Origin of the sequence: Paenibacillus uliginis N3/975 (assembly GCF_900177425.1) — a bacterium.
In the GTDB taxonomy this organism is placed as follows: domain Bacteria; phylum Bacillota; class Bacilli; order Paenibacillales; family Paenibacillaceae; genus Paenibacillus_AQ; species Paenibacillus_AQ uliginis.
This window is the reverse complement of the sequence record NZ_LT840184.1, coordinates 6,341,131-6,357,385: the sequence shown is the minus strand read 5'-3', so window position 1 is coordinate 6,357,385 and position 16,255 is coordinate 6,341,131. Positions and strand designations below refer to the sequence as shown.

Sequence of the window (16,255 nt, the reverse complement as noted above, 5' to 3'; positions counted from 1 at the left end):
CTACTCCTCCGTAATTTGAACCTTGAGTGTCGCTTTGACCTCAGGGTGGAGCTTCACGGGTACTTGCGTCACACCCAGATGACGAATCGGCTCACTCAATTCAATTTTGCGTTTATCGATCTTGATCTTTTGTGCAGCTAATGTTTCTGCGATCTGCTTGCTTGTAATGGCACCAAACAGTCGCCCGCCTTCACCGGACTTCGCTTTCACGGTTACGGTCATTTCCTCAAGCTGTTTACCGAGAGCGACAGCTTCTTCCTTCTCCTGCTGCTTACGCTTTTGCTCGGATGCATTTTGCTGCTCCAACGTTTTCATATTGCCCTCGGTAGCAGGACGAGCTACCCCGCGCGGAAACAAGAAATTCGCTGCATAGCCTTCTGATACCTCTTTAACTTGGCCTTTCTTGCCTTGGCCCTTCATATCCTTAATAAAAATGACTTTCATTCGAATAACCCCTCTTTCGCTTCAATGTCCGCCAGTACTTCCAGCAGTGCGTCTTCTGCTTCCTCAATCGTCATATCCAGCTGTACTGCGGCGTTCGTTAGGTGACCGCCACCACCAAGCCGTTCCATAACGACCTGGACGTTCATGCGGCCCATGGACCGCGCACTGATTCCAATCTGACCATCCGACCGTTGCCCGATGACAAAGGAAGCCTGAACATCTGTCATATTCAGCAGCATATCTGCTGCCTGTGCAATGAGCAGCTGAGGTATTTGTTCACCTTTATGCGTCACTGCGAGCGCGACGTGCCCATATACCATTCTAGCATGTTTTACGATCTCAGCCTTAGCTATAAATTCTGTCAGATCTTCTTTTAACACCCGTTGGATCATCGCGGTGTCCGCACCATGACGTCTTAAAAACCCTGCTGCCTCAAACGTTCGCGATCCGGTATGCAGTGCATAATGCTTCGTATCTACTGTGATCCCGGCAAGAAGAGCCGTAGCTTCCAGCGGAGACAACGACACCCGGTCATGAATATACTGAAGCACTTCTGTCACCAACTCACAGGCTGATGAAGCATATGGCTCCAGGTACACCAATACGGCGTCGTTAATAAATTCCTCACCACGGCGGTGATGATCAATAACAACGACCCGGCTAGCCTGCTTCACAAGCCGTGGCTCCATCGTCATCGATGCTTTATGGGTATCGACCACAACGAGCAGCGTATGCTGGGTTAGCATCTGCATCGCCTGCTCCGGTGAGATAAACCGGCTCATCAGATTTTCATCCTTACGGACCTCATTCATAATCCGCTGTACCGAAGGATTTATTCCTTCCAGAACAATATGGGCCTCCACCTTATACAGCTGGGCTGCTTTCAGCACCCCGATCGAAGCTCCGATGACATCCATATCTGGCATTTTGTGTCCCATGATGATAACACGGTCGCTCTCCTGCATCAGATCACGCAGCGCATGTGAAATCACACGTGCACGAACCCGGGTTCGCTTCTCTACAGCGTTTGACTTTCCACCATAGAAAGACAGCCGCTGACCGGCCTTTACTGCCGCCTGATCACCTCCGCGTCCGAGAGCCATGTCAAGACTTGACTGGGCCAGCTGGCCAAGCTCTGTTACATCTTCCGAACCAAAAGCAAGCCCTACACTTAGTGTCAGCGGCACTTTCAGATCAGCAGTCATTTCCCGGACTTCATCGAGAATAAGAAACCTGCTGTTCTCAAGAGCATCCAGAGATTTCTTGTTCAGCATCATCAGGAAACGCTCAGAGGAAAGTCTCCGTAGATAAATATTGAACTCACGAGCCCAATCCGTGACTTCACTGCTCACCTTAGCCAAGAGCGCGGTACGCTGCTGATCATCCATCCCCTGAGCCGCTTCATCAACGTTATCCATCATCAAAATACCAAGGGCAAGCCGCTCATCCTCATAACGCTGACGCAGTACGACAAGCTCCGTGATCTCATCCAGGTAAATAAGTCTCTCTTCCGGTATAACGGTAGCCTCATAATACTTTTCATCATGGCATAGCTCGAGCCGCAATTCCTTCGGACATCCCTCTCTGGAATCCTTCTTTTCCCGCATAGCATCCGTAAGCTTGGGGAACAGCTCATTAAGCGGCAAACCCACCAATGTTTGATGAGGGAACATATTCACAACGAACTGATTATGCCACTCTACCGTCTTATCCTCACTGTACAGCACAATTCCGAATGGAAGAACACTGACTGCCTCGCCCTCGACTCGTCGTATACGAAACGATAGATCGCCAATATACTCCACAAGGTCACTGCGGAACTTCATCTCTGCCTTCAGCATCGCATAGCCGCTTAAAATTGCAAGCAGCAGACCGATGATACCGAGCCAAGTATTATAAAAAGACAGAAAAATAACAAGCAATAGCACCAGCGCAAACGCCCAGACGGTATGATAGCCGTGCCAGCGTTTCTGCAGAAATTTAGGCATGACTAATCACCCTATCCATTTTTTTTACTTATTGACTGCCGCAGTGGGAACGCCAGGTCCAAAATACCGAGGATGATCATCGGCGGGAACAACACAATCGGGATAGCCGCAAGAAACGGAACAACCGGATGCCATTTCTTCTCATGTGTAAGATAAAAGAAAAATCCGAGTGCCTGAATCATGAAGCAAATCTGTAGCAAAGGCATGGCATTTATCACAATCATCTCTACAAAGCCGCTGCCGGAATCCTTGCTGGCTACACTCATAATCCAAACGATCAAATAATACCAGATCAAAGAACGGGGCAGCATCCACTCACGTGCCTTCTTCAGTGCAGGTACCGAGATACCCATACTATTCAGAATTGGGCGGGCCAAAGCATGCGTCACAACCGTCATCAAGAAAGAGCTAATAATTAACGCAAAAGGAACCATGCGCATCGTTCTCTCACTTAAAGCGTCTGTATGTTCTGGGGTCCATGCCATCTGACCGGCCAGTCCGCCGTTAACTCCCATCTGTTCTAATGGTGCTGTCGTCACCTGTACAATTTCATCCACATATTCTGACAGGTTAAGCTGGAAAAACGCTGTCCCGATCATTAGCAGCAGAAGCATTTCCAATAGCATGGCTGCCATACCGTATTTCAGGACGCGCATGGCTGGAGCCCGCTTCCGGTACCAATACCCCATAACGAGTCCCGGAACCAAGAAATAAGCCGCGAGCATCGCGTATACTGGATGAATCAAGGCTACCATTAGCCAGACGGGTGCCAGGTGAAGAATAAACGATTTTACATTTAGTACCGTGAAGAGAATTGCAACCGGCAGAATCAGAAGAAATGCGGTTACAATCGAAAATGGTGTAAGTAGAGAAAGCAGCAGAAGCAAATAAATAACGCTCCAAACTACCGTTGTCCAACGCTGTTTCATGTGTTCACCTCTTACGCAAATGTTCTTCTAGCGTGGAAATATCCTGATACCAATCTTCCAACTGATGTCCTTCTTGCTTATGCTTTTTCAACTTTTCAATCAAGAGATCATCTAAATCCCGATATGACATGCCAAGTCTACGGCCTAGTATGTAGGAACTCATCATCAAGCTGGCCAAGCTGTCGCCCACTTTTGCTGTGCTTCCCTCCCACAGCGCTTTGAACAATCGGGATACGTTATCAACCACTTCGGTCTTAAGCCACTCAATTACCTTGGCGCGTTTAGCCACATCCAAATCCTTCGGCATGTTTGACAAGTCCCATCTCTCCCTGAAAAAAGCTTTATTCTCCATTATAGCATAAAAGCCTGTTCCCCACACATCAGGGCCCGGCGGCAGGGCCGTCCCAAGCCTAAAGGCAGAACAGGCCTGCTTCGCAAATAAAGCGACGGCAGGCCTGTGATTTGATAACCGGCAGACAATCATGTCTTAGGATGCCCCGTGAGACTCCAATGTTTCCTCTCTGGATACAAATTTCTCACAGTATTCAATAATTTGGCTCCGTCTAACGATGCCGATAAACCGGTTCATATCGTCTACAACGGGTACGAAGTTCTGTACCTTGGCCAGGTTGATCAAATCCTCCATATTTGCCTCAATGGATACAGGTTTGATATCCATACGAAGCGGAACGTCTTTAAGAAAAAATTTCGATGCACTCTCAAATGTAATTTTTCCATCCGAGTTTTTCATGTGCCACAATAGGTCGCCCTCTGTCACCGTACCGGCATACTGTCCGTTCTTATCCAATACCGGCACGGCAGTATAACGATGATATTCCATCCGCTCTAGCGTCTGCCGCAATGTGGAATCCATCGTTAAACAGATGACTTCCTGTTTCGGCAGCAAAAAAAACGCGATATTCATAGTTATGAATCCTCCTTATGAGCGTAAACGTGAGGCCCGTCAATAAAATAATGATGTGTCATTAGATAGCTATGCTGCAAGACATGTACTTCATGAGCACTTTTGCAAGCGCTTTATAAATACATACGTAAACAGACGATAACTGTTTCATGAAGGACACAAAATCAGCAGCCAGACAATCCGGACTGCTGATTGAGATTTGATACTATGTCCGATCGGGGATTCCGGGGTTTATAGTATATTCAGTATATCGTCTTACTCTACTTCTCTGTATTCTCAGACTTCTCTGGCTTCATCAGCTGATCTTCAGGGGTTGCTGGATTCATCCAGTTATCAATCATCTGCCGTGCTTCCGTAACGTCTTCATCATCGGCATCATTGTAGTAAACCCCATTTAATCTCATACCTTCACCCATAATCGTAAAGCTGGTCATTTCCGGTTTACCTCCGGTTAACAACTGCTTAGCTAGGTCAATAATGAACTTGGGCTGCATATCCGTTTGAAAGTTTTCACCCATGATGTCAATCAATTCAGGCACCTTACCAATCTGGTCGATCTGCATTAGCCGCTTGGCTGCCGCATCCAGGAACACCTGCTGACGCTTCGTCCGGTTAAAGTCACTGTCTTCCCGGTACCGTACGTAATTCAGCGCTTCCTCACCCGAATAAATCGGTTTGTTGGCTTCCACGGTGAATTTCTCGTGGTCTTTCCCTTTGTTTACAATATCCTTACCAATCGGCAGCTCTACACCGCCCATCGCGTCGACAACATCCTTCAAGCCTTGAAAATTGATTGACGCATAATAGTCGATTTCTTCATCAAGGAAGGCCTCCATCGTATCTTTAGCCATCTGATGACCGCCAAAAGCAAAGGCATGCGTAATCTTATCCTTCTTATCTTTGCCGATAATATCCACGTACGTATCACGAGGAATGGAAACTAGCAATACGTTGGATTCTTTAGGACGTACCACCGCCAATATCATTGTATCGGAACGGGCAGGTTCATCCTCGCGCTGGTCACTACCTAGTAGCATGATACTAAACGGCTCACTCTGAAGGACTACAGGCTCAGGCGTTTGATCGCTATGCAGCGGTTTGTACGTCTTTTGCAGCGAGCTTTCTACCTTCTCCGACATAAACAAATCAAATGCCACTACCGCGAGCTGTGCCCGAAATAGATAACCCAAGCCACCTATCAACACAACTGCAGCAAGGGTAATATATAATATTTTCCTCTTCATGGGATAAATTCCTTCTTTTTTATAAAATAAAAAACGTATTTGTATGAGATAAACCAAAGATAGCGGAAGTATCTGCTGCTGTTTGGCTCGCCTCCTTTCCTTATTAAACGCCTATGCGCACTATTGACGCATGACCGAAGCCCTGTTTTTTAACGCAGGGCAGTAGCAGCATATGGTCTATTGTAAACCAGAGGTACGCTCTGTGTGAAGTCCAAGTCAACAGTTCTATAAAACTACCAATTATGTGAGGCCCATATTAAAAGAGTTTATCTATCCAATTTAACGAAGAAAAAGCAGCCGAAGGTACCCGTTCATGGAACCAATCATTCAGCCGCTCTTTCAGAGTTAATGTTTTGGAAAATCCATAATCAAATAACTTTCGGGTTTCTACAAATCGCGCTTCCTTACTTTTGGTCCCCAGGACAACGGCTATGAGGCGGCTCCCGCCTTTTTCTGCCGTTCCGGTGAAGCAATAACCAGCATTCTCCGTATACCCTGTTTTTAGACCGTCTGTCCCTTCATACGAATAAGGACCCGCGAGAGAAGGGAGCATCCAATTCGTTGTACTCAAATACAGATCCCGGCCCTTCAGCTTCATCTGTGTCTTGCTTGATGTATTCAAAATATCAGGATGACTGTTGATCAGATGAGCCGCAAGTTTTGCCGTATCTGCGGCTGTCATGCGGGTCTCTCCTCTAAGGTCCAGCTTCCGGTCAGATCCTTTATCGCCGTTTTCCAAGCCTGATGCGTTAACGAAGCAGGTTTGATTTGAAAGCTGAAGTTCCTTCGCTTTAAGATTCATTTGTCTAACAAAATCACCCTCTGAGCCGGCAAAATGTTCAGCGAGCGCTACTGCCGCGTCATTAGCGGAGTATAAAGCCATGCTTTGGAACAACTCACGTACAGTAAGCTCCTCTCCTTCGTTCAGAGATAACCGTACTCCGCCCACATTGCTTGCATACTCGCTAATTCTCACCATTTCATCCCAACTATGGGTTCCATCTTTAATTTTATCCAAAATGATCAGCTCGGTCATCAATTTTGACATACTTGCTGGAGGCAGAGGCACATCACCATTTTGACTGAATAGAATACGACCTGTATTTAAATCCATCAGAACAACCGCCTTGGCTTCCACTTCCGGTTTAATACCGACTCGTTCTGTATTCGCTGCAATGACCAAACCTATTGGGATCATAATAAGCACACCCATCACATACCATAACCAGCGTTTTTTCATATGTAAGCCCTCCATAATATTAGACGTATGAAACGGCTGTTTGGTCTGCAATTTTTTCAATTTTTTTTAAGAAAAAACATATATCGACGTAACTCAAAGAAGACAGACCGCATTTAGCTGTTTTTTTGCGTGATAAGGATGCAATTTACTCCGATGTTTATACTTATTTCTAAAAAAACAGCGATGTCAATTTAAGAAATGGCGGTGCTCAGGATGTGATCCTCGCACCGCCATTTCTTGCTTTTCGGTTTGTTGCCGTTTTTTTCAGCAAATTATGTACAAGCGAAACCCATCCGACCTCCAAGCTCACTTTACTCAGCCCTCGAAGCAGAAACCGCCGGAATCCCTTCGGCGGCTAGCTCCTTATGGTTACCGCGGCATGCTGATCCGCGATGGCTTCTTAGGCGTCTAATTCCATCCCCCGGTTTCCGCTTTATCCCCAGACGTCAAGGACAGCACGTTTTAGTTGGCCAATGTAGGTCTTATTACCGTTTCTTCTACCAAGGTGCCCTTTTTGGTCGTGTGGTGATTGACGAAGCGGTAATTATTAGATTGATTATCCCACTTCACTTCTCTAAGTGTAGCCCCTTTGAAATTAGCGTCTTGATTCAAGACCGTTTTTGGCACTTGCGATTCAATTTCGTTCGCGTCGTCAAATTCCATGACTATCTTGCTTGCACGTAAATCAGTTTTGTTTTGCGAGAAGTCGTTACTTAGTTGAACGGTAAAGTTCTTTCCAGTCAACGCATACGTTACACGATCGCTTAATTTAGCATTCTTGTCATCATAGTGTCGATACATGATCACTTCTTTGTCAAATGCGTAGGTTATGTTTGGATACAGCTTTTTCAGCTCTTGAAGGGCCATTTCCTGATCCTTTTTACTGATTTTATCGAGTGGGAGCTTCTCGCTAACAGTTATATACTTAACGTCTTTAGTATCAAAGGAGATTCCATATTGTCCGTCTACCGATTCAACTTCCGCAAACTCCGTGTCGACGGCATCATAACTGAACTCGCCAACATCCTGTAACTTGACCTCTTTCCCTGCTACTTGCTTTAACACTTTTTGCAGCTTTGCGGCTACCGTTTGGTCGAGCTGAATCTTCTTCTTCTCTGGTTGCTGCTGATCTTGCGTAGCCTCAGCAGCTTTTGAATCCTGCTCTGCTTGCACGGAAGCCTTTTGCGGTATGCTCGCGGCGTTGCTTTCCTTAGCGTTCACCAACGTCACGCTGCCAAGCGCGAGAATCATTCCCAACCCCAAAATGGACAGACGATAGGATTTTTTGTTGAATTGTTTAATCATTATAAGTCTCCTTTTCATTTCTTTATGTGTCGCGGACAAGCCGGCAAGCCCCGGTTGATGATGGCTGCCTGAAAAATGCTCCAGCACATGAATAATTGTTTGTCCGTATGCCCTATTTTGCTGCGGGCTCATCCGGTCCAATACGCATGCATCGCAGGCCATCTCCTGGGCCTGTCTTGCTTTACGTGCGGCAAGCCATATCAATGGATTAAACCAGTGGAGAATAAGGATGATGTGTATCATCCAATTCACGGCCACATCCCGCCGCTGAATATGTGCGAACTCATGCGCCAGAATATATTGAAGCTGCTCCTTCCTCAACGTGACGAGCAGTCTTGGCGAAATGACGACCGCAGGTTCACGAAAACCGACTACGGCAGGTCCGGGAATCCGTTCCGATGCTACAAACCGTACTTTACTATTTATGCCCAATAGCTGCTTCGTCTCTTGAAACACTGCCGATAAAAATGGCGTTTCGATGGATCGGCCTGCACGCAGGGCTTGTTTCAATCGAAGGTGATCGTATACCGTTTTCGCAGCAAGAAACAATACCCCCGCAAGCCATACCAGCATCAGCCCATTGGTAAATCCCAGTTGCTTGATCTTATTCCACCAGAAGCCGCGCTCCTGCACGGTTCCCGATTCATGAGATAGAGCAGGTATTTCCGAAGTTCCGCTTGTTTCCGGGTTTGGAGAGCGCTCCCCATCAATCGCATCCTCGCTTGCTCTCATCGCTTCTTTCCAAACCAAGGGATCTTGGGTTTTCTGATGAATTCCTGGCGCTATAGCCTCCAGAGACAAAACATTGTACAGGCTAAGCGAAGATTCCGGCGCCCAAGGAAGCAGCAGACGAATCGCCACAGGCAGCCAAATCAAATATTTCCATCTAGCTTCTAGCTTGTTTTTTAATAGAAATTGCAGGGCCAGGACAAGTAGGGCCAGGATGCCGGCCATAAATGATCCGCGTATCACCCAGCCAAAAAACGATAACAAGCTTGTATGTAATGTTGGACCCATCAGCTATCTCTCTTTTCCGGCCCGCCGTCTATGCAGTTTTCGTTAAATAAAGCCTTCAGATCCTCGATTTCCTGCGCATTTAGCTTTTTATCCTCTAAAAAATTGGCCAGCATTGGCTTTAATGCACCGCCATACAGCTTTTTCATAAATGATGTGGTTTCAGACCGTAGATATTCCTGCTCGCTGATGATGGGGTAAAATAGCTGGGTGCGCTTCGAACCCTTTTCCAGCTTCGCCCCCGCTGCTTCCTTCTGCACCAATCGATTCAGGAGTGTCCGCGTCGTGTTCGGGCTCCAGTCCATTTTCTCTGCCATCTGATTTACGACTTCGCTGGAAGGGCAATCCGGATTTGCCCATAACACGCGCATAATTTCCAGCTCTGCATCCGTAACCGGTGGTATTTGGTTCATGCATGTAACCTCCAAAGTTATGTTCCCTAGACTACGTATGTAGTTATAACTCATCCTACATTTGTAGTTTGGTAATGTCAACATATTTAATAGAGAAAAATTTTCTCGTTTTTGTTACATGCAAAAATCCGCGCTACCCCTCGACAAATTATTTTTTACCACTGCTTTCAGAATTTCGATTTTCTTTTCCCTTGAGATATCCGAAGTGATAGAGATACTGTGTTCGTATTTACCACCACCCTACCAGTAATATAAACACTACATTTGTAGTCTACGCCTTATATACTACAGTTGTAGTTATATGATGTCAATACCTTTGTTACAAAAGAAATTTCATCCTACTATGCCTATTTTGAGAGCGGGCTAAAGTCCAATTTGTTGCGATTGTGCATCCTTTTCAGGCGCTATGTGAGGCAAAACGCAGAATTGTTGCGGTACCGGCTAGGCCCCTTAAATCCGGAGCCTTGCCCTACAATAATTACTCTTTCATATATAGCCTCTCGGAATTAGGCAGGGGTTAAAGGCTAAAAAAACAGCGAATAGGTTTCCCTATCGCCGTTTTTTCTAATAATAGATATTTATTTGGGTTGTATTATACATAATGACAAGCTACATAGTGATCGTCACCCATATTACGGTACTCCGGTATCTGTTGTTTGCACAAGTCAGATGCAAGAGGACAACGGGTATGGAATTTACAACCTGAAGGCGGATTTGCTGGGCTTGGAATATCGCCCTTCAAAACGATTCGATCACGCTTATATGTCGGATCAGGAACCGGAATTGCCGATAGAAGAGCTTTCGTGTACGGGTGAAGCGGATTCCGAAACAATTCTTCCTTGCTTGCCATCTCTACCATGGACCCCAGGTACATAACACCGATACGGTTACATAAGTGTTCTACAACACTGAGATCATGAGAGATGAACAGATAAGTGAGCTGTTTCTCTCTTTGGAGATCACTCAGCAGGTTAATAATCTGCGCTTGAATGGATACGTCAAGTGCGGATACCGGTTCATCGGCTACGATGAAATCCGGATTCAGGATCAATGCCCGCGCGATACCGATCCGCTGACGCTGCCCACCTGAAAATTCATGCGGGAACCGGTCATAGTGATAACCGGACAATCCGCAAATCTCCAACGTTTCAATAACGCGAGCCTTCAAATCTTTACGATCGACAAGCCCGTGATCGAGAAGCGCCTCTCCGATCGCATCCCCCACCTTAATTCTCGGGTTGAGTGAGCTGAACGGATCCTGAAATACAATTTGCATTTTAGGACGCATTGCGCGCATCTTCTCTTTAGATAATTTATGGATGTCCTGGCCATTAAAAACAACTTGTCCATCCGTTTTCTCAAGCAGGCGAAGAATCGTACGACCAATGGTACTTTTCCCACAGCCTGATTCTCCAACGAGTCCAAAGGACTCACCGCGATTAATCGAAAAGCTTACGCCGTCAACGGCTTTTACGTTTCCAACCGTCCGCGAGAACACACCACCCGTAATGGGGAAATATTTCTTCAGATCAGTAACTTCAATTAACGCTTGACTCATTTCGCTTGCCCCTCCTCTTCGTACAGCCAGCATGCAACCTTATGACCGTTAGGATCGATGCCAAGCGGAGGTTCTTTCTCAACACAAATATTCATGCAAGACTCGCATCTGTCGTGGAAATGGCAGTTATTACCGAGCTCAATCGGATTAGGTACTTGCCCCGGTATCGAGTACAAACGGTCCTGCTTTTGGTTAATGATTGGCTTGGCCTTTAAAAGTCCTTTAGTGTACGGATGCTTCGGGTTCTGGAACAGCTCAATAACAGGAGCCTCTTCAATTACTTTACCGGCATACATAACAACTACATAATCGGCCATTTCCGCCACGACTCCAAGGTCATGCGTAATCAACATGATAGAAGTGTTGAATTTTTCCTTAATATCACGCATCAAGTCCAGAATTTGTGCCTGAATCGTAACATCAAGTGCCGTTGTCGGCTCGTCGGCAATGAGCAGCTTTGGATTACAGCTGAGCGCAATCGCGATCATAATCCGTTGGCGCATACCACCACTGAGTTCATGTGGATACGATTCATAAATTTTCTCAGCACGAGGGATTCCGACAAGATTAATCAGTTCAATTGCACGTTTACGTGCTTCCTTACGGTCAACCAGTTGGTGAAGAATGATCGGCTCGGCAATTTGCTCCCCGATCGTTAATACGGGATTCAAGGAAGTCATCGGCTCCTGAAAGATCATCGCGATCTCGTTACCACGAATCATGCTCATATCCCGTTTGTTCATTTTAAGAAGATCTTTACCTTCGAATACGATCTCTCCCCCAACTGGAGGTACATCAATCAAACGCATTAGTGACATAGCCGTCACACTTTTTCCGCAGCCTGACTCACCAACTACACACAGCGTCTCGCCTTCGCGAATCTTGAAGCTGACATCGTCAACGGCTTTCACGGTACCTGCGGAGGTATGAAAATGCGTTTTTAAATTGCGGAATTCTACTAATTCTTTAGCCATTATCGCATCTCCTACTTCTTCATTTTAGGGTCAAGTGCGTCGCGAAGTCCGTCGCCGATCAGGTTGATCGCAACAACGGTAATAAGAATACATATACCTGGTGGAATCCACAGCCACGGCCTCTTATTAAAGTCAATCATATTGTTAGCAGCCGAAATCATGTTACCCCACGATGGAGTTGGTGGAACAACCCCAATCCCGAGGTAGCTGAGAGCCGACTCATAAATAATGGCTCCGGCCACACCCAAGGTAGCGGATACGATAATAATTGGTACTGTATTCGGCAGCAGATGTCGGAAAATTTTGCGTCGGTCCCGAAGGCCTAATGCTTCCGTTGCCTGCATAAATTCCTGCTCACGAAGCGCTAATATTTGACCGCGCACAAGTCTTGAAAGACTGCTCCATCCTAGTACACCGATCATAAGCATTAGGAAATAAATACGGTTTTCCGGTTCAACCTTAAGGTCAGACAATACCGCACCCATGATAATGAGGATTGGGAGAGACGGCATAGCCAAGAAAACATCAGCGATACGCATAATTAGTGTATCTACGCCCTTGCGGTAAAAACCGGCAAGTGCACCCAGTGTAGAACCGATAACTACGGAAATACCAGTAGCTACCAGACCAACGGTAAGTGAAATTCTTCCTGCCAGCATCATCCGAAGCAAGACATCACGGCCCAGCTTATCTGTGCCGAGCCAGTGCTCTGCACTTGGTGCCAGGTTCTTATCTTTCACGCTATATTCATAGAGTGAATAAGGCGATAATAGCGGTCCAACAAAGCATAATAAAAACATAAATACCAAAATAATAAGTCCCATTAAAGCCAGTCGGTTTCGTGCGAACCGGCGAATCGCCATTCGCCATGGGGAATCCGGCTGCTTCTTAGGAACTTGTAGATTCGTTTTTGTTGGTGCAGCCTCAACGGACAAATGAATCTCCTCCTACTTTAAGCGAATTCTTGGATCAGCCATTCCGTACAACACATCAGAGATCAGGTTACCAACGAGTGTCAGGGCAGCTGTAAACAACGTAAATCCGAGCATGAACGGATAGTCACGCATAGTGATCGATTCCAGATATACCTGTCCAACCCCTGGCCATATAAAGATTTTCTCCAAAATGATAGCACCACCGAAAAGTGCAGGCAGTTCAAATCCCATCAGAGTAATGGCCGGAAGCAGCGCATTACGAAGCGCGTGCTTAAATATGACGGTACGCTCTTTCAATCCCTTGGCCCGTGCTGTACGAATATAATCCTGACGGATCACTTCCAGCATGCTGGTACGGAAATAACGAGTCAAGCTGCCTGTACTCAGCATTGTCAATACGACAATCGGCAAGAATCCATGCTTGGCAACGTCAACAAAGTATGCCCATCCTGTAGCTCCCAAACCAGCTGTAGTCATACCGCCGACAGGGAACCACCCGAGATCCAAGGCAAAAATCTTAATGAGAAGTAGTCCGAGAAAGAAAGATGGGAGCGACATACACAAAAATACGATCAATGTGATCATCTTATCCAAGAAGGAATATTGGAATTTCGCAGATAATACACCCGCAAAAATAGCAATAATCCAGCTTAGCATCAAGCTGAAAAAGGCGATAATAAATGAGTTCCAGACATAATTGCCAATGACTGTTGTAACGGGCTGCTTGTGCTGTAGAGAATCTCCAAAGTTACCTTGCAACATATTACCGGCCCAAGTAAAGTAGCGCTCTACTGGAGGTTTGTCTAAACCGTAAATGGCCCGAAGCTGAGCCGCTCTTTCTGCGGACATGTTCGGGTTGTTCTGTGCCGTAATATAATCACCTGGTACCAAAGCGGATATTGCAAATACAAGAATAGATATCCCGATCAAGGTCGGGATGATCTGCAGCAGCCTCCGAATAATGTACTGCTTCATATTATTCCTCCCGGCATATAAGTGGATATGCCCAGCTCTTGCGAGCTGAGCATATTATCCTGCTGTTATTGTTCCAATTCAACTTTGTACAGATCAAGTGCAACGTTTTTGTACGGTGTAATATTCAGGTTTTTAACTCTGGAGTTAATACCCCACATATCACGTCTTTGATATACCAAGATGTCTGGAATATCTTTGTTAATCTCTTGGTACATCTTCTTGTAAGCTTCCTTACGTGCATCAAGTTCCATAGCTGCCAGACCTTCTTTGTTATACTTGTCTACCTCTTTGTTGGAGAATCCGATATCGTTCTGTGCTCCGCCTGTAAGATATACAGTGGAATCTGGATCTGGAGTCAAGCCCCAAGCTGCGAAGAACATATCGAAATCGCCGTTGTCTTTCTTATCCATGATTGCGTTGAAATCCAGTGTTTCGGAAGACAGTTTAATACCAAGTTCTTGGTAGTTCTGAGTCATAACTGGAATCAAAGCTTCTACAACCGGGTTGTCAGCTGTAGCGGAGAAATTGATTGCAAGCTTTACTCCGTCTTTCTCACGGATACCGTCTGCGCCTGGAACCCAGCCAGCTTCATCCAAAAGTTGTTTCGCTTTCTCTGTATCGAAATCGTATGTTTCAATACCATCTTGTGTGTAAGCCCAAGACAAGCTGGACTGCGGAATGTTAATGACGTTACCATATTCACCATAGATAATTTCTACGATTTCGGCACGGTTCAAGCCATACACGAGAGCTTGACGAACTTTTTGATCTTGGAATTTAGGATCCTTGTGGTTCAATGCAATATATCCGTAACCATTAGTTGGGAAGATGTTTACATCCAAGAAACCATAGGATTTCAATTCCTCAACAGAGTCAGCGTTTACACTAACCATATCGACATCGATTTCGCCAGACTTAAACATAGCCAATCTGGTTTCATCTGTTGTAGTCTTGTATATAAGGTTCTTAACTTTCGGTGCGCCCAGGAAGTAATCCGGATTAGCTTCAAATACTACTTCTTGCCCTGGTTTGAAACTCTTTACAGAATACTGACCGCTGCCAATTGGCTTCGCGTGCAGATCTTTCATATACTCCAGGTCGCCTTGCTTGTAGTCCTTACCATAGTAAGATTCAGGGAAGAAATAGATCGTTCCCAGGTTATCTTTCGTCATTGCATTTGGTTCTGTAACTTCGATTTCGATGTTGTAATCATCAATAATCTTAACGCCAGAGATTTCATCTGCTGTACCTTCGAAATACTCTTTACCGCCTTTAATATTCACGGTATGGATATCGGATTGGCCATCATAGCTGCTGTCATGAAGAACTTTCAGTGCAAATGCATAGTCTTTAACAGTAACAGGAGTTCCGTCCGTGTACTTAACGCCTTGCTTCAGTGTAAATGTGTACTTCTTCTTGTCTTCGGAAACTTCGATTTTCTCAGCCAGACGGTTTTCGTATGTACCGTCATCTGCAAGAACGAGCCATGCATCGAATACAGCGTCTACAACATATCTGTCATATGCTGTCTGCCAGTAGAATGGGTTAAATACACCCTTAGGTGATGTCATACCAATGATCAATGTATCTTTACGGCTTGTTGCAGTTGCAGGGTTCGCTGAAGGATCTTCAGCTTCAAAATATCCCTGGCTTTGATCTTCACCTTCTGCAGCGGGTGCTTCTTCTTTGTCTTTACCCTCTTCAGTTTTCGGTGTTTCTTGACCTGCTTCTTCCCCTTGTTTTGGCTCTTCGGCCTTGCCGCCGGAACATGCTGCCAGTACAGAAATGGCAAATAACATAATTACCAGCAATAGCGACATTCTTTTTTTCATGCTAATCCTCCTTCTAAAATAATGTTACTTATAAATTATTAGGACAATTTAGAAATCATCCTTAAATAATTACAGGTTAGTGAATCTAGGATGTTCAGTAGCATGGATGTAAATGGTGTATATAATCTTCCAAAAAATATACCATTGGTCAATTAGTACCAAAGTCTCTAAGAATATCTTCATCTCTGTAAAATTAATGTTATGATACGTGTAAAAATAGGTGACGTCAATTACTTTTTCGAATTTTTTCTAAAAAAAATGTTTTTAACCGTTGATTTTAGTTTACAAAATGTAGTTAAAGTCAAATTTCTTGCTTATGTTTTTTTCAGAAAATATGGAAATTTTAATGTATTGTTCATAATTTTTTCACAAATTTTCATTAAATAAATTTTTATAAAGATTTTCATGTTAAGTTATTTAACATGAAATGCAGTTATTTTGACGCATGCATGCTTTCCTGTGTTAAAATGATAATTATA

General features: G+C 45.1%; 14 protein-coding genes. All 14 read right to left on the bottom strand.

The features are described from left to right. Positions 1 to 444, bottom strand: coding sequence for a 50S ribosomal protein L9 (gene rplI, locus B9N86_RS29530; protein ID WP_208916888.1), 444 nt, complete (start codon positions 442 to 444; stop codon positions 1 to 3). After that, positions 441 to 2,432 (bottom strand): DHH family phosphoesterase, encoded by a 1,992-nt coding sequence (locus B9N86_RS29525; protein ID WP_208916886.1) that lies wholly within the window; start codon positions 2,430 to 2,432, stop codon positions 441 to 443. Before B9N86_RS29525 ends, rplI begins: the two co-directional genes overlap by 4 nt. A gap of 11 nt (positions 2,433 to 2,443) precedes the next feature. Beyond that, complete coding sequence (locus B9N86_RS29520; RefSeq protein WP_208916884.1) at positions 2,444 to 3,361, bottom strand: DUF2232 domain-containing protein; 918 nt, start codon at positions 3,359 to 3,361, stop codon at positions 2,444 to 2,446. Positions 3,362 to 3,365: 4 nt separating this feature from the next. Further along, entirely contained in the window at positions 3,366 to 3,668 is a 303-nt protein-coding gene (locus B9N86_RS29515) for a MazG-like family protein (RefSeq protein ID WP_208920954.1), read from the bottom strand. Between the two features lie 180 nt (positions 3,669 to 3,848). Next, positions 3,849 to 4,286 carry a CBS domain-containing protein gene (locus B9N86_RS29510; protein ID WP_208916881.1) on the bottom strand — a complete coding sequence of 146 codons (438 nt, stop codon included), beginning with the start codon at positions 4,284 to 4,286 and terminating at the stop codon, positions 3,849 to 3,851. Between the two features lie 260 nt (positions 4,287 to 4,546). Next, a complete protein-coding gene (locus tag B9N86_RS29505) occupies positions 4,547 to 5,530 on the bottom strand; it encodes an LCP family protein (RefSeq protein WP_208916879.1) in 984 nt (327 codons plus the stop codon). Between the two features lie 256 nt (positions 5,531 to 5,786). Continuing rightward, positions 5,787 to 6,770 (bottom strand): D-alanyl-D-alanine carboxypeptidase family protein, encoded by a 984-nt coding sequence (locus B9N86_RS29500; protein WP_208916877.1) that lies wholly within the window; start codon positions 6,768 to 6,770, stop codon positions 5,787 to 5,789. Positions 6,771 to 7,232: 462 nt separating this feature from the next. Next, positions 7,233 to 9,092 (bottom strand): M56 family metallopeptidase, encoded by a 1,860-nt coding sequence (locus B9N86_RS29495; protein ID WP_208916874.1) that lies wholly within the window; start codon positions 9,090 to 9,092, stop codon positions 7,233 to 7,235. Further along, on the bottom strand, positions 9,092 to 9,502 hold the full coding sequence (locus tag B9N86_RS29490; protein ID WP_208916872.1) for a BlaI/MecI/CopY family transcriptional regulator: 411 nt from the start codon (positions 9,500 to 9,502) through the stop codon (positions 9,092 to 9,094). The genes B9N86_RS29495 and B9N86_RS29490 overlap by 1 nt, the downstream gene beginning before the upstream one ends. Positions 9,503 to 10,094: 592 nt before the next feature. Then, positions 10,095 to 11,060: an ABC transporter ATP-binding protein gene (locus B9N86_RS29485; protein ID WP_208916870.1), complete on the bottom strand. Its 966-nt coding sequence runs from the start codon at positions 11,058 to 11,060 to the stop codon at positions 10,095 to 10,097. Beyond that, complete coding sequence (locus tag B9N86_RS29480; RefSeq protein ID WP_208916868.1) at positions 11,057 to 12,034, bottom strand: ABC transporter ATP-binding protein; 978 nt, start codon at positions 12,032 to 12,034, stop codon at positions 11,057 to 11,059. The genes B9N86_RS29485 and B9N86_RS29480 overlap by 4 nt, the downstream gene beginning before the upstream one ends. 11 nt (positions 12,035 to 12,045) lie before the next feature. Then, positions 12,046 to 12,969 (bottom strand): oligopeptide ABC transporter permease, encoded by a 924-nt coding sequence (gene opp4C / locus B9N86_RS29475; RefSeq protein ID WP_208916866.1) that lies wholly within the window; start codon positions 12,967 to 12,969, stop codon positions 12,046 to 12,048. A gap of 12 nt (positions 12,970 to 12,981) precedes the next feature. Continuing rightward, complete coding sequence (locus tag B9N86_RS29470; protein ID WP_208916864.1) at positions 12,982 to 13,944, bottom strand: ABC transporter permease; 963 nt, start codon at positions 13,942 to 13,944, stop codon at positions 12,982 to 12,984. 65 nt (positions 13,945 to 14,009) lie between these two features. Then, the gene (locus B9N86_RS29465) at positions 14,010 to 15,776 is read right to left on the bottom strand and encodes an ABC transporter substrate-binding protein (protein ID WP_208916862.1); all 1,767 of its coding nucleotides are present in this window, start codon (positions 15,774 to 15,776) and stop codon (positions 14,010 to 14,012) included. Between the last annotated feature and the right edge of the window lie 479 nt (positions 15,777 to 16,255).